Raw genomic sequence first — 22196 nt, forward strand, 5'->3', positions numbered from 1 at the left:
TAGTAACTTATAATTTTTTAAGTTGATTAGATTTTTAAAAAAACTTACTTTTGCGCCTTAGTATTTCCAATATGAATAAAGAAATTGTGGTTTTAATTGGTGGACCAAGCTCTGGAAAAACCACCTTAATAGAAGCTTTAAAAGAAAAAGGACACACTTGTTATCCTGAGGTTTCGCGTGAAGTAATTCGTGAAGCACAAGAGCAAGGAATAGAACAATTGTTCTTAGAAAAACCACTTTTATTCAGTGAGTTACTATTAGAAGGCCGAAAAAGACAATTCAAAGAAGCTTTAAATGAAGAAGCAAATATCGTTTTTTTAGATCGTGGTATTCCAGATGTTTTAGCATACATGCATTACATTGGCGATTCGTATCCTGCTTTTTTTGATAAAGCTTGTCAAGATCATAAATACTCTGCCATTTTTGTTTTACCACCTTGGAAAGAAATTTATGTAAGTGATACCGAGCGTTATGAAAATTACGAACAAGCAGTTTTGATTCACGAACATTTGATGGAAACCTACAAAAATTATGGTTATTCGATTACAGAAGTTCCAAAAGACACGGTTGAAAATCGTGTTGATTTTATTATGAAACATCTTGTTAAATAATTTTTTTGTATTTTAGTGTTTCTAAAAGCCAATTCACATGTCTGAAGCCTTACAAATTCTTCAAAAATATTGGAAACACGATAGTTTTAGAGAACCTCAAGAAGAAATCATTCAATCGGTTTTAAGTGGCAATGATACTTTTGCCCTTTTACCTACTGGAGGAGGAAAATCGGTATGTTTTCAAATTCCTGCTATTCAACTAAATGGAATTTGTCTAGTAATTTCTCCCTTGATTGCTTTAATGAAAGACCAAGTACAGAATTTACAAAGCAAAAATATCAAAGCTATTGCCTTAACTGGTGGCGTTTCGCAAGATGATGTAATTGATATTTTAGATAATTGTCAATTCGGAAATTACAAATTCTTATACCTTTCCCCTGAACGTTTACAACACGATTGGATTGTTGAGCGCTTGAAACAATTACCCATAAACCTTATTGCAATTGACGAAGCACATTGTGTGAGCCAATGGGGACATGATTTTAGACCGGCCTATTTGAAAATTTCGGCTTTAAAAGAACATTTTCCTACTACTCCATTTTTAGCATTGACGGCAACAGCCAATAAAAGAGTTCAGGAAGATATTTGTAAGAATTTAGCTTTGGTTAACCCAAAAGTATTTACAAAGTCATTTACTAGAGAAAATTTAGCTTATCATGTGATTAAAACAGAAGATAAGCTTTTCAAAATACAGCAGATTTTAACTAAAAATCCGCAATCTTCAATTATATATGTTCGTAATCGTAAATCGTGTGTTGAAACTTCACAACAGTTGAATCAATTGGGATTTAGTTGTACGTTTTATCACGGTGGATTGCCGGCTAAAGAGAAAGAGAAAAACATGCAATCGTGGTTAGAGAACAAATCTCAAGTCATGGTAGCAACGAATGCTTTTGGAATGGGAATTGACAAACCCGATGTAAAAACGGTAATTCACATCCAACTTCCAGAAAATATTGAAAATTATTATCAAGAAGCAGGAAGAGCAGGAAGAAATGGTGAAAAAGCATTCGGAATTATCTTAACCAATGCTACTGATATTGGTTACACCAGAGCCCAATTTATTGATGTTTTACCCGATAAAAAATTTGTTAGAGACGTTTACGTTAAACTGAATAATTACTTTCAAATTGCATACGGAGAAGGATATAACGAAAGTTTTGCTTTCAATTTGAACCAATTTTGTGCGCATTACCATTTTCCTGTAATTGCAACTTTCAATAGCTTACAATTTTTAGATAGACAAGGTATTATAACGTTTCAAAGCGAATCTACAGAAAAAATAAGTTTGCAATTTATCATTCCAAGTAAAGAAGTGATTCGTTACATTAGTTTGCATCCACATGATGAACCCGTTATTACCACGATTTTAAGAACCTATTCTGGAATTTTTGAGGTGGAAACCACAATTAATCCGCACTTGGTAGCCAAAAAAGCGAACTCTACAGAAGCACATGTGGAAGAAGTGATTGATAAATTAGCTGCAAGTCAATGTATCATTTTACACGCAAAAAACAACGATAGTAGTATTACATTCAACGAAGTACGAGAAGATGATTTGACCATTAATCGTGTGGCGAAATTTTTAGAACATCAAAACAAATTAAAACAAGATCAGTTTCAAAGTGTTGTACATTACATTTCTGACGAAAACACTTGTAAAAACAAAATGCTTTTGGCTTATTTTGATGAAATTTCGAAAGAAGAGTGTGGTATTTGTTCGTATTGCTTTTCAAAAAAAAAGGCTAATCCAACAGAAATTACTCAAAACGTAATTCAATTATTAAAAAAAGAGCCACTTTCCTCTAGAGAAATAGAAAACCAACTTCACATTTCTTCAGAAGCCACTATCTTTGCCATTCAATTATTATTGGAAAATAATCGAATCAAAATCAATTCAAACAATCAATATTACCTTATATAATGGAAAAACTTAGAATTGTATTCATGGGAACTCCCGATTTTGCTGTTGGGATTCTGGATACTATTTACAAAAATAACTATGAAATTGTAGGCGTTATTACTGCTCCAGACAAACCAGCTGGTCGTGGACAAAAAGTAAGTATGAGTGCGGTTAAAGAATATGCTTTAGAGAAAAACTTACGACTATTACAACCTACCAATTTAAAATCGGAAGATTTTTTAGCCGAATTAAAAAGTTTAGATGCCAATTTACAAGTCGTTGTTGCTTTTAGAATGTTGCCTGAAGTAGTTTGGAAAATGCCAAAATTAGGAACATTTAATCTTCACGCTTCTTTGTTACCTGAATATCGTGGGGCTGCGCCTATTAATTGGGCTATCATTAACGGAGAAACCAAAACAGGAGTTACTTCGTTCTTTATTGATGATAAAATTGATACCGGTGCGATGATTTTGAGTAAAGAAACGGAAATCGGCGACAATGAAACCGCTGGCGAGTTACACGACCGCTTGATGCATTTAGGAAGTGAGACGGTTTTAGAAACATTACAATTAATTGAATCTGAAAAAGCCATCACAACTTTACAAGAAAACAATCCGGATGTTAAAACAGCTTACAAATTAAATAAAGAGAATTGCAAAATTGATTGGTCGCAATCAGGGAATACGACATTTAATTTGATTCGAGGTTTATCTCCTTATCCAGCAGCTTGGACTTTTATAAAAGATGGTGACCAAGAATGGAATGTAAAAATCTATTTAGCGAATTTTGAAGAAAAAACACATTCGGAAACTATCGGAAAGATTACAACTACTAAAAAAGAGATTTTTATTGCTACAAAAGATGGTCTTTTAAAAATTGAAAGTTTACAATTCCCAGGAAAGAAAAGAATGTTGGCTCATGAATTATTAAATGGAATTTCGTTTTCAGAAAATGCGATAGCGCTTTAAGCCTTGAAAACACTATATTTAAGGATGAAAATTAAAAAAACAAACAATGTTATTAACATTTAATCTAATTTATCAACATTTTAGTCGAAAAATAGCACGAATACTTGCGTAGTTCAACAATACCGCTAAATTTGTGATAAATAATTAAGTTTAACCAATTATAAATAACTTTAATCATGAACAAATCAGAATTAATCGATGCAATGGCAGCTTCTGCTGGTATTACAAAAGCAGCTGCTAAATTAGCTTTAGAATCATTTTTAAGCAATGTTGAAGGAACTTTAAACAAAGGTGGAAGAGTGTCTTTAGTAGGTTTCGGATCTTGGTCAGTATCTAAAAGAGCTGCAAGAGATGGTAGAAATCCTCAAACTGGTAAAACTATCAAAATTGCTGCTAAAAACGTAGTAAAATTCAAAGCTGGTGCTGAATTAGAAGGTGCAGTAAACAAATAATATTTTTGTTACATCAAAATAAGAGAGTCTCGATGCAAATCGGGACTTTTTTTTACATTTCATCGAGAATATTTTGAATTTGTAATTTTTTTTTGATAACTTTAATTAATTAACTACAGAAATATGATATCAACTTTACCAAAAAAAGGCCATCTGTTAATTGCAGAACCTTCGATTTTAGGCGATGTTTCTTTTAATCGCTCTGTGGTCTTATTAGCGGAACATAACGATGAAGGCTCAATTGGTTTTATCTTAAATAAACCTTTGAACTATACCATCAATGATTTGCTTCCGGAAATTGAAGCTTCTTTTAAAATATACAATGGCGGACCTGTTGAACAGGACAATCTGTATTTCATTCACAATATTCCAGATATTATTCCAAATAGCGTTGAAATTTCTAACGGAATTTATTGGGGTGGCGACTTTGAAACCACCAAACAATTGATAAACGAAGGTAAGATTACTAAAAATCATATTCGTTTTTTCTTAGGCTATAGTGGCTGGAGTGTTAACCAATTAGAAATGGAGATGCAAGAAAATTCGTGGATTGTTGCTGAGAATACGCTCAAAAACAAACTACTTTCGAAAGCTAGCACTTTGTTTTGGAAAGAAAAGATAATTGAACAAGGTGGCGAATACGTATTATTTTCAAACGCTCCAGAAAACCCAATGCTTAACTAAGTCGGATTTTAGCATTCAATCTTTTAATTACATCTGAAGCAAATTCAGCAGTGTATTCTTTCTTACGGTATTTAGTTATAGGTTGAATTCCCGAAATTACATTGGTCAAGAATAACTCATCCGCTTTTTGCAAATCAAAAGGAGAAATAGAAGCTTCTTTAACTTCGATTCCTTCTATTTTTTTCAAGAGTTCTAGTATTTGTTTGCGCATAATTCCGTTTAAACAACCATCAGAAACTAGTGGAGTTACTACTACATTACCCGTTTTCATAAACAAGTTACTTTGCAAAGCTTCCACCACATTCTTTTCGTCATTTAAAACCAAACAATTATCATAACCATTTTCGTCTGCAAAAATACTTCCGGTGATTTGAAGCATTTTATTATTGGTTTTTAAAGTGGAAAGCAATTGTTTTGAAACATAGAAATCTTTGTATAATTCGACTTCATAAGATTCTTTACCGATTGCATATAAATCGGAATTTAATGACGAAGCAGCAACTATAAATTGTACATTTCTAGTTTTTGGCAAATAAAAACCATCTGAATCTCTGTAAACAGAAAAGCGAACACGATATGAATTAGAATCTGAAAATGTAGCAATTAGTTTTAAAATTTGCTCTTCAAAATATTCCATGGTAAAATTCATAGGAATTTCCATGCGGCAAATTCTCATTGAAGCCATTAATCTAAAATAATGATCTTCAAGAAAAAGTACTTTATTATCTAATACTTTAATGGTTTCAAAAACACTATCTCCAAACAAAAAACCTCTGTTTGAATCAATAAGAATTGCGCTATTTTCCTGAATATTTCCGTTACAATTTACCATAAAAAATCCCGATTTTTAAATCGGGACAAATATAACTTATATAATTGATTTTTTAAACGGAACCTAACACATGTTTTAAGTCAGAAATTTGATTTTCCCACAATAATTTAGATTCGTCTAATTCATCCTCGTGAGCAAAATCAGAAATTACAATAGAAACGTCTTTAGTAATTTCATCTTCCATGATTTTTAATTCAAAAAAGTAATCGGTTTCTGTATTATCATCATTTAACCATCTGAATTTAATACGCTCTCCTGATTTTTTTGATGCTAATTTTGCTTTCTCTTCCGAGTCATCCCAAATAAAAGTAAAAAACTCACCTCTCGAATTTACGTTATCGGCAAACCATTCAGACAAACCTGATGGTGTAGAAATGTATTGATATAGTAGCTGTGGCGAAGATTGAATAGGGAATTCTAATTCATATTTTACTTTAACACTCATTATAGTTTGTTTTAATGTTGGAAATATATACAGAATTAATTGAATATACAAAAAAACATTTTATTTATTTTTTTTACAAAATTATATTTGCAAAGAATAGAAATAGTTTTATATTTGCACCCGCATTCAACAAGGATGTCACACCGACCTTTGGCGAGGTAGCTCAGTTGGTTAGAGCGCAGGATTCATAACCCTGAGGTCACGGGTTCAACTCCCGTCTTCGCTACAAGTTTTTTAAAAATTAAAAAGTTAGATTTTAAGCAGGATTAGAGCAATTTAATCCTGCTTTTTTTATGTCAATATTTTTACGATATTTGAAAAATGAACACGGTTTTGAACACGATTTTGAACACACTTTGAAAGAAAAGAAAAAATACTCCGAACCAAAAATCTATGATGCTAATGGCGATTTAGCAAAACGTTGGTATGTTTATTTTTCTTTTCGTAAAAAGGCTGATGGTCCACTTGAAAGGTTTCCAAACAACATTTATGCTCCTCAACACTTAGAAAAGAGAGAACGATTGTTGTGGTTAAAAACTATGCAACGAAATCTATCTCTTCTTTTGAAAGACGGATTCAATCCATACAATCCAGAAAATAAATTCAATTTCGAAGAAGAATCTAATAGTAAATCTATTAAAGAAGCTTTTACATTTGCTTTAAATATCAAAAAAAGTACGTTAGCAGAAACATCATATAAAGGTTTAGAAGGACGAATTCTACGTTTTGAAAAGTGGCTAAACGAAAATGGCTTTAAAAACAGATTGATTTCTTCAGTTAATAAAAAAGTTATTACTACTTATTTAAATGAAATTTTAACTGCAACCTCAGCTAAAAACAGAAATAATACTCGTACCGATATTAGTACTATTTTTACAGTTTTAGCAGATAATGAAATTATTTCGGAAAACTTTATTCATAAGATTCCTGTTTTAAAAAGCAATCCTGAAAAGAATAAATCATATACTAGCACCGAAGAAACTAAAATATTTGAGTATTTAGACAAGAATAATAAGTTACTTTCTTTATACGTTAAATTTATTTCTTATAACTTTTTAAGACCTGTAGAGGTAAATCGTATCAAAATTGGAGATATAGATTTAAATGACAAAATTTTAAAAATTAAAACCAAAACAGGTTTCAAATTAAAGCGAATTCCACAAGTTTTAATTGACGAAATACCAAATATTACCCATTATCCAAAAGATGCTTATTTGTTCGGAAGAAAAGATTTTGGACAATACTGGGAAGCTACAGAAACTAGCAGAAGAAACGATTATTCTGATTATTTCTTAGAAGTTAAAAAGAAATTCAAATTAGGTAAAGATTACGGATTGTACAGTTTTAGACATACCTTTATAACCAAACTCTACAACACCTTTATCAAAGAAATGACACCAGAGGAAGCCGAATCAAATATTATGGCTATAACGGGGCATACAAGCAAAACAGCACTAAGAAAATACTTAAGGGAAATTAATGCATACATTCCTGAGGATTATTCAAGGTATTTGTAGAAAATAAAGTAATAAAACATGTCTTTTTTTATTATATTTGGGGAGTAAACAACCACAATGATTGACAGAGAAGCATCAGGATTAATCGAAGCCCTTAGGTTACAAAAACTTAGGGCAATAGAGTATTTACTAATAAACATAAATACAAATCAAGAAAAAAATGTTGCTGTTGCTATTGAGCTATACGAAGATGTTTATCAAAAAAATGAAGATGGTGAGATTTTTGAACAAAACAAAAATTACGACCCTAATAGTAAGTTCACTCTTAATAGTGAAGAGGTTTTAAAATCATTTTGCAGTTTTATTGATATTTGGACACACAATGATTTCTCTTCAGACATTAAATTTTGTTTTTTAAGCACAAATTCAATTGGTAAAGAGGGTTCAAGTACAAGAACAAAAAAACTTGGAGTTACATTGCCTGAACAATCATTATTAGAAGAATTGGCTTCTTTAGATGAAACAAGAATTAAAGAGATAGCACAAATAGTTAAAGATTTAGTATTTGATTATTATGAGGTTAATTATCCTTATGAAGAGTCAACAATCGCATTTTTAAGGAAATTAACATTAAATGAGTGGATTAAATTTTTAATGCAAATTTCTTGGCTATTTGGTTTCCCAGAAATTAGTGAGGTTGAAAAATCAGTAATTAAACTAATTAAAGATTGTACTTACTATAGTAGTGTTGATAACGAGAGTCAAGAAGAAACAATTAAGGCTAAACTATTAGAATTAATTGAAAAAAAATCGATACAAAAGGACAGACTATTTAAACTTGTTCAAAAGGCTGATGTACAACTAAGTTTTCAAAATGCTATATATAATATTACAAAACCTCTTAAGTTAGATGATGTCCATACATTATGGGACACAATAGAAAAACCAACAGATTTCAGAAATCTAAATGATAAAATATTACAAGTTTGCCCAGATTTTAGTCTTGATAGGTTAAAACAATTAAATCGGCAAGCTGCAATAGCAAAAGTTTTTGAAAGTAATCATAAATCTTCATTACAATATCTTGCATTGAAATATAGAGTTTTCAATTTTTGTGAAACAGAATTATTTTCTAAAACACAAAATAAATCAAAGACTGTTTTTTGTCAAGATGAAATAGAAACTATTATCAGAGAAATAACTATTAATTGTATAAAAGAATTTGAAGATTTGAAAAAAGATTTTACTTATGGTGTTGAAAGAAATAGTGTAATTACAGAACTTTTTATTGAATTTATCGATAGTTGTTATTTAGCATTTGATTAAAATGGGACAAAACGATTTAACTAAAAAAAGAATGATGTTTATTAAAAGTGAAGATTATAATTTTCTCACTTATAATATATTTATTATTTTAAATGGACTTGATTGCGTTGAAGGAAAAAGTAGCTTGAGAGACCATAGAAAAATTTCATTTCTGATAGATTTCATTTCTAATGGAAAACTTATTGATATCATCGAAAAGCAATTAAGAAATCCTATGTCAAAAATCAATGAAGTTGACAGAGAATTATTAAGTCAATCTTTTACGGATTCATTATTAAGAATTAGAACGATAAATCAACTTGTTTTTACTTTAACAAACGAAGGATTTTTAACTATTAAGGATAAAAAACTAGACAAACTTACTATTTGTTTAAACAAACAATCTGTCCAAAAAGAATTTCTAAAAGGCGAAATATTTAAAATAGAACGAAATAATATTAATAGATTAAAATCTATAGTTCAACGAATATCAATTCTTGATATTACAACAATGTTAACAAATCTTTATTATACCAACGGAATACCGGATGAGCAACTTATTAGTTAAACAGGTCAAATATTTTGGAGAGCGATACTCATATATATCGCCAACATTAACTTCAGGAATTAACATTCTTGAAGGAGAGAATGGCACGGGTAAAACAACTTTTTCAAGTTTGCTATATTTTGGATTAGGTGGAAATGTTAAATGGTTCAGAGATGACACAAGTGAAAAACACATTGAAATAACAGGAGACAAATCCAACTATGTTGAAATAACAATATTGATAAATAATCAAATTTACATCATTACTCGTTATGTCTATAAATTTGAAGTAAATATTGTTAGCCCAACTGATGTAATAACATTACAAATTAACAGAAGTGTTAATAATATATTTACTTTTTCCGATTGGTTATTGGGGAAATTAAATATAAAGGTCGTAGAAATATATCAAGGAACTGAATTCTACAAGTTGAATTTTCTTGATTTGTTTAGATTAATGTATCATGACCAGATAACTCCTGTTGATAAAATTTACAAAAGACCTGATAATGAAAATTATATATCCGATTCAGGTATTATTAGAAAAGCAATTTTTGAAATACTCACAGGGAATTCATTTGATGACTATTATAATTCAATTGCAGATTACAGGAAGGCATTAGACGAACAGACAACTATAAAATCTCTGATTCAGAATTTTGAATATTTAAACGTTGATTCAAGTACATTATTTGAAGGAAAGAATTCTTATAATCTAAATTTAGATTTAATAGAATTCACTTCTCAGATTAATAAACTTGAAAATTATCGAGAATCGATAAATGATAATGTTACTTCCATAAAAACAAGTACTGAAATTCTAAGTCAAAAAAGACAAAAATTTTCTGAATATGAAGAGAAAGTTTTTAGTTTAAAAAAAGAAAAATCCAATATTGTGTTGGAATATTCTAGAGTAAAAAGAGTTCGTGAAAATGTGATTTTAGAAGTAACACATTTAAAAAAAATAATCATTACTAATGAAAATTTGAATCTATTCTCGCCAAACACTTGTCCAGTATGTCTTAAGACAGCTAACAGAGAACCTGAAAAATGTATTTGTGGTAATGAGGTATCAGATGAACAATATCAAAAATTTTTCTATACAAAAGAAGAATATTTTAATATACTAAAGAGTAAACAGAAAAATATAGAAACTTTAGATTTTGCTCTAAAAGGCTATGAAGATGATATTAAATATTTAGGAGAAAAAATTTCTGCTTTTGAGTCAAGATTAGAAGAAATGCGAGGAGAAATTAATCAATTAACTAAAGGTAGAAGAGTAATTAAAAACATTGAGTTAAAAGAAGTTAATGATAAAATTTTAGAATTAGAAAAGACGATTTCACAAATTAGACAACAAATAAAAATTGAATTAAAGAGAGAGGAATTAGAAATCAAACGAGCATCTTTAGGTACGAAAGTAGAAGACTATAAGAGAATAATGGATCAAAAGAAAATTGAATCTAGTAAAAGTATGGATGAAATTGTGAAATCATTCAATACAAAATATTTGTCCTTAATGACTAAGGCTCTTTTTGATTGCACTTCAGCTCGTATCTCTAGCGAAGATTATATGCCAATTATTAATGGAGGAACCTATAAAGAAGCAAGTTCAAATGTAAGTAAAAGATTGATGTATTATCTAACACTATTCCATCTTTCTATAGTAGATAAAATTAAATTTCCAAAATTTTTATTAATTGACACACCTGAAAACATGGGTATTGACAACAATAATTTTATTTCTACAATGCGTTTAATTACTGAATTAGGAGATGAAAATCATGTCATAGAAGAAGGGCAAATTATTTTAACGACAGGATTAAATAAATATCCAACAGAATTTAAAAAATTTATTTTTCAAACAATTGACAAGAAAAATAAATTATTAACTAAAAATATATTTGATATTGGTGCATAATCTTCTATATTTTTTTATACAAAATAATCCCTAAGCCTTTTTTTAGAATTTTTTTATTTATAAACTTTTGTACAATATTAGAAAGTATTTAATTAGTTATCTTTTCAATCTTCTCCATCAACATTTTAAAACGCTCTTCGCGTATTAATGGATGAATATGCATTGCTAAAATTTCTTCCGCTTGTTTGTGGTTTTTAATTAGGGTTAATTCTTCTTTTATATATTGACGAATCTCCTCATCAGCGTTTAAAATTTCTTCAACTATTGTTGTTCTGTTATCAATTAAATATATAATGTCTTCGAAATCGTGACTGCCGTAAAAATCATTTTTCCCTCTGTCTTTGAATGCTTCTAACTTTGTAGCTAAAAAATAAGGAGAGGGTAATATATTTATGTTTGTTCCATCTTCCAATGCTATTTGTTGTAAGTATTTAAAACCCGGTTTGTACCAAATGTTTGAAACACCAATACTACTATCATCCGAAGGCATAATGTCTATTGCAATATCTTGATATTTGTATGAACATATTGATTGTCCTTGTGGATCGGGATAAAATCCCAACTCTGCTAATCGTTCTTGCATTTGTGCCCATTCAGCATAGTTTGCTAAATTGATGGTCATATCTATATCAGCAGTTGGTCGGATTTCTTCGGCAGCAAGGTCATCTGTGTACAAGCTAATTACAGCACCACCAATGAACACCATTTTATCTTTTAGCTCTTGTAATCCATTAGCTACTTGAGCCACCAATGCAAGATTTATGACTTTGCTATGCATTTAGAATTCTTTTTTCTAGTTCTTTTTTTGCAATTTCTTTTTCTCGAATTCTTCCAACTCTTATTGCATCTACCATTGTAAGCAATTCATATAATTCTTTATCATTAGATGTTGCTTCAACCACAGTGCTATATAATGGTTCTATAGCTTGTCCTCTTTCATTTCCTTTTGCATAAGGCCAAACGTATTTTTCGCTTGAATTTATAATTTGATTTAGAGGTTCTGCTGAATGTGCTGTTAAAACTCCTCTTACAATTGCGCCTGGTTGTTGTGGAAAAGCATAGGCAACACCATGTAATAAAAATTCAGTAAATGCCAATTTGTTTACTTTTTTTCTAGCATCATCAATTAAACCAGCATATTTAGAACGGTTTAGGGATTGGCTTACTTCTGATTGACTTATTCCAAGCTCCTGAGCAATAGTGTGATGAAACCATGATTTTTCACCTAAAGCTATTATTTTCAGGAGTATTACTACGTCTTGTGGTTTTAAATTATTCTTTGACTGTTGCATATATTTCATATTGCGATATGCAATATTAAATAAAAAATATTAGAAAGTAATATAATATATTATCCAATAACGTATCATACAATTATATTTCATATTGCGATATGCGATATTGTTTTCTTAAAAAGAAGTTTTTATAGAATTTTACGAGTAAAATCAATAAAATAAAAATAGTCTAATGATAAAAAAACAGTCTTGAAAAGTTAACTTTTCAAGACTGTTGATTTCTTGATATAATTATCAATTAAATTCAAATAAATTTTTCTAACATTTTCTTCATTAAACTCTAAATGAGGATATTGTTCTTGATTTTCCACTGGGTCATTAGAATCAATTATTTCCTTTAAGCTTTTAATGTGAAAAGTGGTTTTATTTTCTAATTCCCAATCTAAATGAACTTCTGACCAATTTTCTTCTAAAGCTGCATAAATAAAGTCTATGATTTCAGACCTATAGTTGAAAACTACATATCCAAAAAAAGAAGATTCATCCAATGATAGATTTTTGTTTGATTGAACATATTGTCTGTGCAAATCTTCAACATAATTTTCATCTACTGCTAAATCTGGTCTGAAGTTCCAAAACCAATTTAGCACCTCTTTTTTTTCTATTTCCATATTAAAATCCATTTAAAGATGGTTCTTTGAGGTTGGTTAAATTATGAATCAAATCATCATATTCAAATTTGGTAATGGTTTTAGAATCAGAAAATTTATATTCAAAAATAGATAAAAAATATATGGTAAAATACAAGAGTATTGATTTACTAAGTTTAGCTTCCTCTCTAAAATTTAACAAATCAATTATAATTTTATTTTGGATTGAAAATGTATTTTTTTCATCTGGTGTAATATCATTTAAAAACAAATTAGTAATGGTCAAAGTACTAATATAAGCATCGTTATTAAAAATAATTATAAATAGATGTTCCCTTTCTTTAGGAGACAATTCTTTCAAATAAAAGTAAACTCTATTTGTAAAGAAGTTGTCCTCTATTTCAGTTGGATTAGTTGTTTTAATAGCCTCAATAAAATTATCCGATAATTTTTCATAATTAGATTCGAAATCTAGAGAATCAGAATTATCAAATAATAATAAATTAACTAATGGAAAAAGTACTTCGTACTCATGTGCTAGGTTTGATTTGTTGTTTTTCATGTGTGCTAAAAAAATGCGTGAGACAATAGCCAGCAGACTCAGAGGCACTAGGAAGCCCGACATCCAGAAGACTACGCCCACGCAAGTATTTTGCACAGGCGTAAGTCTATTAAATTTGGATGTCTTGTACGGAAGTTCCTAGTTTCCTGAGTTCCTATTTAATAGCTTACGCGATTAATATTATTTTTGTTATTGTAAAATTAGATTATTATTTCCAAATAAAATTATTGTTTAATTAAAATTAAAGTTTATTTTCTAAGTGTATCTTTTTAACTTTTTAAGTAAATACTCCGTTGCTTCAGCATCAGTAATTAAAGGTTTCTTTTTATTTTGTTTAGGTTTAGAATTCAAAGTAGGCTGAACTCCCAACATTTGATACAAACGAGCTACTTCCGATTCCGAAAGTGTTTGAATTATATTATATGGAGTTTCAGCTTTTAGCATTTAATTATCTTCTAAATCTAAGTCTTGGTTTGTTTTTTATTTCTTCGTTAGTTGGTCGATTTTGTTTGATATTTTCACTTGATTCGTTGCTATGACTTCGTGGGATTTTAGTAATAAATTTTTCATATCCAACTGTTTCTGTTTTAGCTGCTCTAATTCCAGCATTATCTTCTGGAATAATAGGATTGTTTCTGTTTTGTTCATCTGTTATAATTTTAGTCTTGATATTATTCCATGAAAATTTTTTATGTATTTTACTTCCTTTGTAAAAAGTTCCTTTATATTCAAATGATATTCCTGAAATAAATCCTGTTGTTAAACTTTGATTGATTTTGACATTAACTCCTTTTAAACTTAGCTTTTCAATAAAGTCTTTCATCAACAAATTCTGATTTAGAATTTCAGTTAAAATGTTTTGCAATTCTAATCGCTCGGGAACATCACCCGTTCGAAGACATTTTTCAATTTCCCCTTTTGAAAGAACATTAGATTCTTCCTTTCTAATTAATTCTGATAAATTGTATTTCTGCTCTAACTTTCTAATCAACGATTCGCTTCTTTTATAATCTTGCGAATCGCTTACAACATTTCCAGAAAAATTAACTCGATTTGCCACAATATGAATGTGAGAATGATCTACATCAAAATGTTTGTAAACTATGTATTGATTTTCATCAAATCCCATCCCTTCCAAATAATCCCCAGCTAAGTTTGAGAATTCATGATTTGACAACTTGTTTGCATCATTATAAGGCAAGTTCAAACTCACATGATAAACAGCTTTTGAGAGATTGAATTTCAATTGTCTAACCACATTAAATTCTTTCGTTTGCAGAACAACTGAATTAGATGCTAAATTTGTATCTAAAACAATAGCCTCACCTTTATCTACTTTATTTTGGTTGTATTTCAAAACACCATAAAAATCCTTTCCTTTAACTTGCTTACCAATCATGCTATTCCAATAATTGATTTTTAATTTCATTTAGCTGTTTATACAAATTCACTAATTCAATTTCTAATCCTTTTAAATTAGGGCTACCTTGATTTGCTTTTTTCGACATTTGATTAATATTGTTTCCAATTCTGGAAAGCTCAATAAGCAAATCTCTTTGTAAACCTGGCATTGTAAACTTTGGCAACTGTCTTTGTAAAGCTCTTCGTCTAACAAACTCGACTACATTTAAACCATATGTTTTAGCAATTTCCTCCAATTGAACTTGCTCATTCAAAGTAACTCTTAGGTTGATTTGTAACAACTTAATTTCGTCTAACTTCTTTTTTGGTCTTGCCATACTTTCATTTTTTAATTTGAAAAATTGCTGAAAAGAATTACAAATAAAAAACCCATTTAAACTCGTTCAACAGGACAAATTTAAATGGGTAAAAAATGACAAATACGGTTAACCGTATTCAAAAAAACATTACGGCTAAAAGTCAATATTAAATAATATTTTGTTAAACGTTGTCTCCAACTTATTTTAACAATTAATCCTCTTAACTTATTCAGGGTAAAAAATACAATAATGTATTTTTGTATTTATATATATAAATATATTTGTATATAAATATATATATACTTTTGTATTATTATACTTTTGTATTATTATACTTTTGTATTACTATATTCTTTTATAATTAAACTAATTAAATATTTCCTAGTTACCATCACTTTTAATAAATTATAAGTTGTCATGAAGCAAGCCATGTTTTTAATAGCAAAAACCTCCCTTTGGTCGCATGGCTTGGCAGGGTTGCACCCCACACCCCGCTTTGAATTTGATTTGAGAGAGAACTAAAAAAAATTAAGTTAGTTAAATTATATAAAATAGATTTTTTAAAGAAAAACTTCATTAGATACCCATATAAATATTAAAAAGAAACTGAATTTTAGCCAAAATACTTTAAAAATTTATTGAGATTTAGACTCTAATTCGTTAATAATTTGGTTAGAAAAATCAACAATTTTGTAAATCTTCAAACATATTTGAAAGCGATTTTATAGCCTCTTCTTTTTCAAAAAAATGAAAAGGAGTTTCTAAAAGTTTTTTAAGAGCCTCTCTATATTGTCTTTTACTTTGATTTGATTCAAAATTTTCATAATACAGACATGGGTTTTTAGGATGTACTTTTTCAGGTGTATCTAAATCTTTTTTGTTCTTGTTTGTAACTTCAAATCGAATAGATGCTTTTCTTTCATATTTAGTTAAATCTTCAAAATCATAATTATTTTTATCAAAGAAATCCTCTTCTAAAAGTACAATTAAAGCAATTCTTCGTGATGCAAAATATTTATATTTAATTAGAATATTGATGTAAAGTTCTTTGTTTTTATCAACCCATTCATGCAATTTTTTCAATTGCTCTCCAGTAAATAATTCACCTTCAACATAAATTTGTTCAATACTTATATCTGTTCGTTTTAATACGTCAAAAACTAACTTAAGATTTGTTTTTATCATGGTTTTCTACCTTTATTGATTTTTAATTTTTGATCTAGTGATAATAATTCATTAAGAGCTTGTTTTAAATTTTGTTCTCTTTTGAATAAATAGAACAACTTTTGACATGAAATACTTCCCAATAAGGAATAATTTTGCATATTTAAATCTTGTTTTTCTATTTTGCTTTTGACGTAAAACCCCAATAGAACAGCTTCATAATTTTCAATAGGTTCTTTGATATTAACCATTTTGTCATACAAGTTGTCCCAAAATTTTGCTGAATTTTGATTACTTTGATTTCCTTTGATCTTTTTATTTGATAGAGAAGAATCTAAAATATTTGAATAGGATTTAAAAAAGTATTTCCCATATTCCCATTGTCTTATATTCATTTGATCTATTAAAGCTTCCTCAACAAACTCATTCAAGTTTTTATCACTTCCAACTATTTCTAGCCTAAATGATTGTCTTTTAAGTTCATTAAACCATTCAAATTTACAGTCTTCTAAATTTTCTAATAACAATCTGCCAAAGTCTTTTGAAATGTTAAAATAGTAATTTTGTTCACTTAAAAATTTTAATCTATCCTCCTTACTTTGCTTTTCTAATTCAGGTAAGTGAAGTTGGTATGCAAAAATTAGTGATAAAATTGATTTGAGTTCGTTATCGGTAAATAAAACTTTATCATTTTCATTATAATTAGCTTGATATTTTCTACCAATATCTTGAAAATTGATATGTACAAATTCATTAGTCTTTAAAACATTATAAACCATGATTTTTAATTTTGTTAAATTATTCTCTGCAATTATACATAATTAAGATATAATCTTAAAAAATATTTAATAAAATGGTTAAAAAAATAATTATTTTATAAAGTTATTCTATAATTTGAATAGCGATATAGATTTTTTAGATATTTTTAATTAAAAAAGATAGGCTAATTTTGAATTACAAAATATATTTGCTTTTACATAGAATATTTAATAATGAATTATCTAAGCTTAATAATTTTTTAAATATCGGTTTAACTTGCTTTAAATAATTAATTTTTAAAACAAAAAATAGAATATCTGAAGAAATTGTAGTAACGCGTATCAAGATAAATCTTCACAACAAAAATGAAATAGTCTAAATGGTTTGGTCTCAAGAATCCTATTGCAATAAACAAGTAAATATTTTTTATTGGTAGCTATTATATTAAGCTTGCCTTTTTTTGTTTATTCAATTCTTTCATTCTCATCATCAAGTTATATTCATCAATTTTATCCAGATGATTATTTTGTTCTAAATACTTTATATAATAATATTTAATTAATTTGTAATATTCGTCTTTTAGATTAGATTTTTCACAATGTTCTATCACTTGTTTTAGTAAATCCATTTTTCTATGAATCGAAATATCATCAATTATTTTTTTGTCTTCTAAAAAAACTATAAAATCGTTCTTATTGCATATAACAAATCTTGACGCAGTTTTACAAGTTTGATCATTTATTAAATTGACATGAAAATCTGAAATTTTGTAACGATAAATATAATTTACTTTTTTAGTGTTATCATGAGATAATTTTAGAAAATATTTTTTTGTTAATGGTATTGTGAATTCTGCTGAAATAAGAAATGGATTGTTCGCCTCTGTGTTAAGAAAATCTTGAAAATGGATTGGATTATCATTTGTAAAAAAATTTCCTTGAGTTTCACACTTAAAAACTTCCATAGCTGTAAACTCATGTATTTCTCCAAATTTTGCAGTTAAATCTAAATGATTTTCTTTGAAAATTTTATTTATTTTCAATTCAATTTTTTCTTTAATTTCATCAATATTAAAATTTTCCGTTTTATACGTTTCATCAAGATAACTGAATTCTAATTTATTTTCATTTATTGAATTTAAATACATTGTATTTATAATTTCAATATGAGCATTGATAAGTTTTTTAAAATTATTAGGATTACGATGATAGAGATGCAATATACTGATTAGTATTTCAGCTCTCTCTAAATTACTAATATAAGTTCTTGAATCGTCTAACAGAATTTTTATTGATTTTTCATACAGAGGTTCAATAAAATCTGAATAAATCTTTTCAACAATCAATGGATTATTTGACTTATTATTTGAAGGATCAAGAGTATATAAATTTGTTACAGATAGAATATTTTCTGTATTAACTTTAAAAAACTTTTCTTCTTTTTTATCATACACTTCAACTATATACTCATTTTTATTTTTAACCGCAAATCGCTTTAAATATACTTTAGGGACAAAATGTTGCTTCATAATAAAATATAATATTCTTGATCAATTGTTTTGAATTCAATAAAATTTATTCTAAAAAAGATTAATAGCACAGATATTATTTGTAAACATTATGGAATTCTTAATACATCGTTTGTTATCGAATTATATATTATCTTCATAATATCCTCGTTTATTATCTGTTGTAAACCCAAATCTATTATTTTTCCTTTAACTAGTTCGCCCCAATTTTTCTTATTCAGATGAATGTACAATTCTTTTAATTCCTCCAATTCGTTATATATTATTTCTTGCCCAAAACCTAATTTTTCCAACTTTCCCATAAGATCATCAATCTTTGAGTTAATAATTTCTTTATCATCACAAATTGATTCATAATTTGGTTTTGACTGCTTTAGTTTATTTTCAACGTATATTTTACCATTAACAGTTAATTGAGCATCGGCTTGACGAGCAATATTATTGCTTATAATATATCCGAAATTTTCAAGAAGCTTAACATATTCAAATTCTTCACGTTGTTTTTTTAAAATAATTCCATTACCCTCTAATATCGGTAATATTGGATATATATTATTATCATACAATTCATAAAGTTTATCAAGGATTAATTCCAAAATATCTTCTGATGTATATTTTTCTCTTATTGACAAATCAATTTGATTTGGTTTGATAATTAAATCTGATACACTAAGAAGTTTTGTTATATATTGAATATATAACAAATCATTTTTTAAATCTTGTTTTTGTTCTCGAGCAAAATTATCAAAAGATGTTTGATTTCCATGTAAATTATATTTATTCGAATTAGCAATTCTGAAGCTCTGCACATAAGAATTTTTACTATCAAGTGAGGAAATCAAAAAATTAACAACTTTATCTCTCCACTCTTTATATTCTGTTACAAAATTATTAGTTTCCTCAATACTTCTCGTAGATATTTTACTTAGTTCTTCCCCTTTATTTCCAAATGAATTCATTTGATTTTTAAAAATTTCCCATTCAATTTTAAGTTCACTCATTTTATCCAATTTTTACTTTTCTATTTTCACTTTTGTCTTTTAACGTATTTGCAACAAATTGAGATAGAATTGCAGCACTTGCACCAATACATGTTGAAAACAAAACTATTTCTGTCGTTGTCATACAAAATTTGTAATTTTATTTTCTTATACTGTTAAGATTAGGAACTTCTGAAAATCCATTAAATCCAACTTTAATCACTCTTTCAAAGAAGAATTTACTTAATGCACTTTCTGGACAATCTTTAATTCGATTGTATTTTTGCAAAACCCAATTATTAATTTTTGCTCTTTCCCCAAAACTTTGAGCATTTCCAATTATTGTATTTGAAGCATGCTTACTTGTAACTCCCTTTTCTGCTTGAAATCTTAAAGCATTATTAGTTGCTTTATATAAGATGCCATAAATTTGAGCAACAGAATAATCATTAATTAAATCATTTAATACAGTTTTAGTTCTATCACCAATTTCGTAGTCAATCCCTAAAATATTTTCAACACTATATATAAAATATTCAATTGATTCATATAGTGCTATTTTCTTCCACAATTGAATTGCTTCGTCATAATTTGATTGTTCTAAATCTAAAGGATTTATAATTAATTCTATTAATGAGACTTTACTAAATCCATCACTTTTCACATTCAGTCCCCATTTAACTTTGTAAGGATAATATCTGAAACTCCCATTTTCATAATCCACAATCTCAATAAATTCTGAGTCTGTACTCGGATGAATAACAATAGCATTAATTTCCTTTAATCGATCAATCACTTCTGTTAAAAATTCATAAGTAGGAGTTAATGGATTAATAAAATGTTCGATTGGTCTAATATAATTATAATCTTCTGAGATACCTTCTCTCAATAATGCTCCTAAATATATTTTATCAATAAAGGTTAATTCATTTAAATCAATTTTATCTTCTTCTAAATGGTTTAACCAAATATCCATGAACTCCTGCTTATTTTGCCGTTCATTATCTTGTTTATGCCACTCTATAGTTTTACAATTTTTACATAAACAAAATGCGTCATCTTCATGTCCGCAATTTGGACAATATTCAGGAGTAGCTTTCCAATACAAATAATCTCGAGAAACTCTTTTACGAATAAATTCTAAATTGCAATAAATACATTTTTTTTCTAAAATTTCAGGAGGAAAATTCCTTACCAATTCATTCGGTCTTAAATTTAAATTATACTCAGCAATGAGATCAGAAACTTTTTCTTTTTCATAATATCTTATGATAAGTTCTTGAATTTTCTCTTCTGATAAATGAGAAAGTTTTTCGCTCATTATATTAATTATTTTAAATTTTCATATTAGATTACCTAACACTTATAAATATACAAACTTGCTGTTAATATTTACAAATGTTTTATCTTTTACTTTTAGTAATTAGAAATTAAACATAAAAAAGATGAGCAATTGCTCATCTTTTTATAATTGTTTTATGTTAATAGATTTCGAACTATTGATTTCAAAAAAACTAATATTTCAAACAATTCCACTGATCATTATCAATTTACATTACCAACCGTTTGTACTGTATCACTTCCTATTTCTATGAACTCAATAAAACTTCCCACTTTCATTTGATTTGTACCTCCAGGTGCTGCAGAAAACGCTAATTGAGGAGTTAAAACACCTCCTGTAGTACATCGCAACACCCCTTCAAATTCAATTGTGGTTGTTACTGCAGTACTAGCTGCATTTAAAACTTTAATAGCTGTACCACTAACTTGAACACTTGAAGAAACAGTAGATATTCCATTTAATGTGGATGAAAATAGCTTTACAACATACTCCATAGATGTTATATTTAATCCTGAACCTACAACCCATCCCATAGCTGTAGTATGACTAATTGAACCATTTGTTATTAAAAACTTTCCTTTAAAAAAATAAGTTTTATTTGCAGTTAAAGTATATGCGTCACTAGAAGGAGGAAACGCATTTTGTGAAGTATTTGAATTAGACAAAGTAAAATTTGAAGATAAAACACCAATAAATTTTACTGGTCCAGAAACAGATAAATCACCACTACCAACAATAGATTGTCCATTAATAGTTTTAACATTAGTTCCGCTTACTAAAACATCTTGCTTATTGTTTAAATCATTCTCTAATCCGGTTACCTGATTTTTAGATATGGTACCCGTTATTGATGAAGCAGTTCCACTAACATTAGTAACTACAATATTTCCATTTGAATCCGGAGTGATATTGTTCACTTTTTTTACTGGTGCAAAAGTTTCAATACTTTTCTTAACCGTTTTAGGTGTTAAGTATTTATTATCAATCTGATCATTTTGAGCATCTGCTTCAGATGCTTTATCTTCTTCAATATTAAGTTGACTATCAATTAAATTTTCAAACTCTTCTTGAATAGGTCTTTTACCAGTTTCAAAATAGGATTTTAATATTCCTCTATTTTTTGTTGCCAT

The 22196-nt window shown here is 28.1% G+C and carries 25 protein-coding genes and 1 tRNA gene; 10 read left to right on the forward strand and 16 right to left on the reverse strand.

Annotation, left to right across the window (positions count from 1 at the left end):
• The first annotated feature begins 71 nt into the window (after positions 1 to 71).
• The 5 genes from AAEO58_RS10820 (at position 72) to AAEO58_RS10840 (ending at position 4618) form a co-directional block, all read left to right on the forward strand.
• Positions 72 to 611: an AAA family ATPase gene (locus tag AAEO58_RS10820; RefSeq protein WP_341683393.1), complete on the forward strand. Its 540-nt coding sequence runs from the start codon at positions 72 to 74 to the stop codon at positions 609 to 611.
• A 37-nt stretch (positions 612 to 648) separates the two neighbouring features.
• Entirely contained in the window at positions 649 to 2535 is a 1887-nt protein-coding gene (locus AAEO58_RS10825) for a RecQ family ATP-dependent DNA helicase (protein ID WP_341683394.1), read from the forward strand.
• Positions 2535 to 3482 carry a methionyl-tRNA formyltransferase gene (gene fmt / locus AAEO58_RS10830; protein ID WP_341683395.1) on the forward strand — a complete coding sequence of 316 codons (948 nt, stop codon included), beginning with the start codon at positions 2535 to 2537 and terminating at the stop codon, positions 3480 to 3482. Before AAEO58_RS10825 ends, fmt begins: the two co-directional genes overlap by 1 nt.
• Positions 3483 to 3658: 176 nt before the next feature.
• Complete coding sequence (locus tag AAEO58_RS10835) at positions 3659 to 3934, forward strand: HU family DNA-binding protein (RefSeq protein WP_008256752.1); 276 nt, start codon at positions 3659 to 3661, stop codon at positions 3932 to 3934.
• A 123-nt stretch (positions 3935 to 4057) separates the two neighbouring features.
• On the forward strand, positions 4058 to 4618 hold the full coding sequence (locus AAEO58_RS10840; RefSeq protein ID WP_341683396.1) for a YqgE/AlgH family protein: 561 nt from the start codon (positions 4058 to 4060) through the stop codon (positions 4616 to 4618).
• Here AAEO58_RS10840 and AAEO58_RS10845 read toward each other — a convergent pair.
• The gene (locus tag AAEO58_RS10845; protein ID WP_341683397.1) at positions 4611 to 5450 is read right to left on the reverse strand and encodes an aminotransferase class IV; all 840 of its coding nucleotides are present in this window, start codon (positions 5448 to 5450) and stop codon (positions 4611 to 4613) included. The genes AAEO58_RS10840 and AAEO58_RS10845 overlap by 8 nt on opposite strands.
• A gap of 52 nt (positions 5451 to 5502) precedes the next feature.
• On the reverse strand, positions 5503 to 5895 hold the full coding sequence (locus tag AAEO58_RS10850) for an START-like domain-containing protein (protein ID WP_341683398.1): 393 nt from the start codon (positions 5893 to 5895) through the stop codon (positions 5503 to 5505).
• A gap of 152 nt (positions 5896 to 6047) precedes the next feature.
• Between AAEO58_RS10850 and AAEO58_RS10855 the strand changes: the two genes are divergently transcribed.
• The 5 genes from AAEO58_RS10855 (at position 6048) to AAEO58_RS10875 (ending at position 11125) form a co-directional block, all read left to right on the forward strand.
• Positions 6048 to 6121, forward strand: a tRNA-Met gene (locus AAEO58_RS10855).
• 67 nt (positions 6122 to 6188) lie between these two features.
• A complete protein-coding gene (locus AAEO58_RS10860) occupies positions 6189 to 7412 on the forward strand; it encodes a tyrosine-type recombinase/integrase (protein WP_341683399.1) in 1224 nt (407 codons plus the stop codon).
• Between the two features lie 57 nt (positions 7413 to 7469).
• Positions 7470 to 8678, forward strand: a complete 1209-nt coding sequence (locus AAEO58_RS10865; RefSeq protein ID WP_341683400.1) for a hypothetical protein — start codon at positions 7470 to 7472, stop codon at positions 8676 to 8678.
• A gap of 1 nt (position 8679) precedes the next feature.
• Positions 8680 to 9225, forward strand: a complete 546-nt coding sequence (locus AAEO58_RS10870) for a hypothetical protein (RefSeq protein WP_341683401.1) — start codon at positions 8680 to 8682, stop codon at positions 9223 to 9225.
• Positions 9206 to 11125: an AAA family ATPase gene (locus tag AAEO58_RS10875; RefSeq protein ID WP_341683402.1), complete on the forward strand. Its 1920-nt coding sequence runs from the start codon at positions 9206 to 9208 to the stop codon at positions 11123 to 11125. The genes AAEO58_RS10870 and AAEO58_RS10875 overlap by 20 nt, the downstream gene beginning before the upstream one ends.
• An 88-nt stretch (positions 11126 to 11213) precedes the next feature.
• On the opposite strand, the gene AAEO58_RS10880 is transcribed toward AAEO58_RS10875, so the two are convergent.
• The 14 genes from AAEO58_RS10880 to AAEO58_RS10945 all read right to left on the reverse strand — a co-directional run bounded on the left by AAEO58_RS10880 (position 11214) and on the right by AAEO58_RS10945 (position 22196).
• Complete coding sequence (locus AAEO58_RS10880; RefSeq protein WP_341683403.1) at positions 11214 to 11903, reverse strand: nucleotidyl transferase AbiEii/AbiGii toxin family protein; 690 nt, start codon at positions 11901 to 11903, stop codon at positions 11214 to 11216.
• On the reverse strand, positions 11896 to 12417 hold the full coding sequence (locus AAEO58_RS10885) for a hypothetical protein (protein WP_341683404.1): 522 nt from the start codon (positions 12415 to 12417) through the stop codon (positions 11896 to 11898). The genes AAEO58_RS10880 and AAEO58_RS10885 overlap by 8 nt, the downstream gene beginning before the upstream one ends.
• A 200-nt stretch (positions 12418 to 12617) precedes the next feature.
• Complete coding sequence (locus AAEO58_RS10890) at positions 12618 to 13031, reverse strand: hypothetical protein (protein WP_341683405.1); 414 nt, start codon at positions 13029 to 13031, stop codon at positions 12618 to 12620.
• A gap of 1 nt (position 13032) precedes the next feature.
• Complete coding sequence (locus AAEO58_RS10895; RefSeq protein ID WP_341683406.1) at positions 13033 to 13572, reverse strand: hypothetical protein; 540 nt, start codon at positions 13570 to 13572, stop codon at positions 13033 to 13035.
• A 255-nt stretch (positions 13573 to 13827) separates the two neighbouring features.
• Positions 13828 to 14016 carry a hypothetical protein gene (locus tag AAEO58_RS10900; protein ID WP_341683407.1) on the reverse strand — a complete coding sequence of 63 codons (189 nt, stop codon included), beginning with the start codon at positions 14014 to 14016 and terminating at the stop codon, positions 13828 to 13830.
• 4 nt (positions 14017 to 14020) lie between these two features.
• Positions 14021 to 15001 (reverse strand): relaxase/mobilization nuclease domain-containing protein, encoded by a 981-nt coding sequence (locus AAEO58_RS10905; protein WP_341683408.1) that lies wholly within the window; start codon positions 14999 to 15001, stop codon positions 14021 to 14023.
• Positions 14973 to 15311, reverse strand: a complete 339-nt coding sequence (locus AAEO58_RS10910) for a plasmid mobilization protein (RefSeq protein WP_341683409.1) — start codon at positions 15309 to 15311, stop codon at positions 14973 to 14975. The genes AAEO58_RS10905 and AAEO58_RS10910 overlap by 29 nt, the downstream gene beginning before the upstream one ends.
• Before the next feature lie 663 nt (positions 15312 to 15974).
• Positions 15975 to 16478, reverse strand: coding sequence for a hypothetical protein (locus tag AAEO58_RS10915; RefSeq protein ID WP_341683410.1), 504 nt, complete (start codon positions 16476 to 16478; stop codon positions 15975 to 15977).
• Positions 16475 to 17236: a hypothetical protein gene (locus AAEO58_RS10920; protein ID WP_341683411.1), complete on the reverse strand. Its 762-nt coding sequence runs from the start codon at positions 17234 to 17236 to the stop codon at positions 16475 to 16477. The genes AAEO58_RS10915 and AAEO58_RS10920 overlap by 4 nt, the downstream gene beginning before the upstream one ends.
• A 419-nt stretch (positions 17237 to 17655) precedes the next feature.
• Positions 17656 to 18744: a DUF4238 domain-containing protein gene (locus tag AAEO58_RS10925; protein ID WP_341683412.1), complete on the reverse strand. Its 1089-nt coding sequence runs from the start codon at positions 18742 to 18744 to the stop codon at positions 17656 to 17658.
• Positions 18745 to 18833: 89 nt separating this feature from the next.
• Entirely contained in the window at positions 18834 to 19745 is a 912-nt protein-coding gene (locus tag AAEO58_RS10930) for a hypothetical protein (RefSeq protein WP_341683413.1), read from the reverse strand.
• Between the two features lies 1 nt (position 19746).
• Positions 19747 to 19869, reverse strand: a complete 123-nt coding sequence (locus AAEO58_RS10935; RefSeq protein ID WP_341683414.1) for a hypothetical protein — start codon at positions 19867 to 19869, stop codon at positions 19747 to 19749.
• Positions 19870 to 19884: 15 nt separating this feature from the next.
• The gene (locus tag AAEO58_RS10940) at positions 19885 to 21045 is read right to left on the reverse strand and encodes a hypothetical protein (RefSeq protein ID WP_341683415.1); all 1161 of its coding nucleotides are present in this window, start codon (positions 21043 to 21045) and stop codon (positions 19885 to 19887) included.
• Positions 21046 to 21269: 224 nt separating this feature from the next.
• Positions 21270 to 22196 carry a hypothetical protein gene (locus AAEO58_RS10945; protein ID WP_341683416.1) on the reverse strand — a complete coding sequence of 309 codons (927 nt, stop codon included), beginning with the start codon at positions 22194 to 22196 and terminating at the stop codon, positions 21270 to 21272.

This window comes from Flavobacterium helocola (genome assembly GCF_038289885.1).
Lineage (GTDB): Bacteria > Bacteroidota > Bacteroidia > Flavobacteriales > Flavobacteriaceae > Flavobacterium > Flavobacterium cheniae.

Coding starts and splice junctions, on each gene's coding strand:
- AAEO58_RS10820 (WP_341683393.1), top strand. CDS start 72: ATGAATAAAGAAATTGTGGTTTTAATTGGTGGACCAAGCTCTGGAAAA.
- AAEO58_RS10825 (WP_341683394.1), top strand. CDS start 649: ATGTCTGAAGCCTTACAAATTCTTCAAAAATATTGGAAACACGATAGT.
- fmt (WP_341683395.1), top strand. CDS start 2,535: ATGGAAAAACTTAGAATTGTATTCATGGGAACTCCCGATTTTGCTGTT.
- AAEO58_RS10835 (WP_008256752.1), top strand. CDS start 3,659: ATGAACAAATCAGAATTAATCGATGCAATGGCAGCTTCTGCTGGTATT.
- AAEO58_RS10840 (WP_341683396.1), top strand. CDS start 4,058: ATGATATCAACTTTACCAAAAAAAGGCCATCTGTTAATTGCAGAACCT.
- AAEO58_RS10845 (WP_341683397.1), bottom strand. CDS start 5,450: ATGGTAAATTGTAACGGAAATATTCAGGAAAATAGCGCAATTCTTATT.
- AAEO58_RS10850 (WP_341683398.1), bottom strand. CDS start 5,895: ATGAGTGTTAAAGTAAAATATGAATTAGAATTCCCTATTCAATCTTCG.
- AAEO58_RS10860 (WP_341683399.1), top strand. CDS start 6,189: ATGTCAATATTTTTACGATATTTGAAAAATGAACACGGTTTTGAACAC.
- AAEO58_RS10865 (WP_341683400.1), top strand. CDS start 7,470: ATGATTGACAGAGAAGCATCAGGATTAATCGAAGCCCTTAGGTTACAA.
- AAEO58_RS10870 (WP_341683401.1), top strand. CDS start 8,680: ATGGGACAAAACGATTTAACTAAAAAAAGAATGATGTTTATTAAAAGT.
- AAEO58_RS10875 (WP_341683402.1), top strand. CDS start 9,206: ATGAGCAACTTATTAGTTAAACAGGTCAAATATTTTGGAGAGCGATAC.
- AAEO58_RS10880 (WP_341683403.1), bottom strand. CDS start 11,903: ATGCATAGCAAAGTCATAAATCTTGCATTGGTGGCTCAAGTAGCTAAT.
- AAEO58_RS10885 (WP_341683404.1), bottom strand. CDS start 12,417: ATGCAACAGTCAAAGAATAATTTAAAACCACAAGACGTAGTAATACTC.
- AAEO58_RS10890 (WP_341683405.1), bottom strand. CDS start 13,031: ATGGAAATAGAAAAAAAAGAGGTGCTAAATTGGTTTTGGAACTTCAGA.
- AAEO58_RS10895 (WP_341683406.1), bottom strand. CDS start 13,572: ATGAAAAACAACAAATCAAACCTAGCACATGAGTACGAAGTACTTTTT.
- AAEO58_RS10900 (WP_341683407.1), bottom strand. CDS start 14,016: ATGCTAAAAGCTGAAACTCCATATAATATAATTCAAACACTTTCGGAA.
- AAEO58_RS10905 (WP_341683408.1), bottom strand. CDS start 15,001: ATGAAATTAAAAATCAATTATTGGAATAGCATGATTGGTAAGCAAGTT.
- AAEO58_RS10910 (WP_341683409.1), bottom strand. CDS start 15,311: ATGGCAAGACCAAAAAAGAAGTTAGACGAAATTAAGTTGTTACAAATC.
- AAEO58_RS10915 (WP_341683410.1), bottom strand. CDS start 16,478: ATGATAAAAACAAATCTTAAGTTAGTTTTTGACGTATTAAAACGAACA.
- AAEO58_RS10920 (WP_341683411.1), bottom strand. CDS start 17,236: ATGGTTTATAATGTTTTAAAGACTAATGAATTTGTACATATCAATTTT.
- AAEO58_RS10925 (WP_341683412.1), bottom strand. CDS start 18,744: ATGAAGCAACATTTTGTCCCTAAAGTATATTTAAAGCGATTTGCGGTT.
- AAEO58_RS10930 (WP_341683413.1), bottom strand. CDS start 19,745: ATGAGTGAACTTAAAATTGAATGGGAAATTTTTAAAAATCAAATGAAT.
- AAEO58_RS10935 (WP_341683414.1), bottom strand. CDS start 19,869: ATGACAACGACAGAAATAGTTTTGTTTTCAACATGTATTGGTGCAAGT.
- AAEO58_RS10940 (WP_341683415.1), bottom strand. CDS start 21,045: ATGAGCGAAAAACTTTCTCATTTATCAGAAGAGAAAATTCAAGAACTT.
- AAEO58_RS10945 (WP_341683416.1), bottom strand. CDS start 22,196: ATGGCAACAAAAAATAGAGGAATATTAAAATCCTATTTTGAAACTGGT.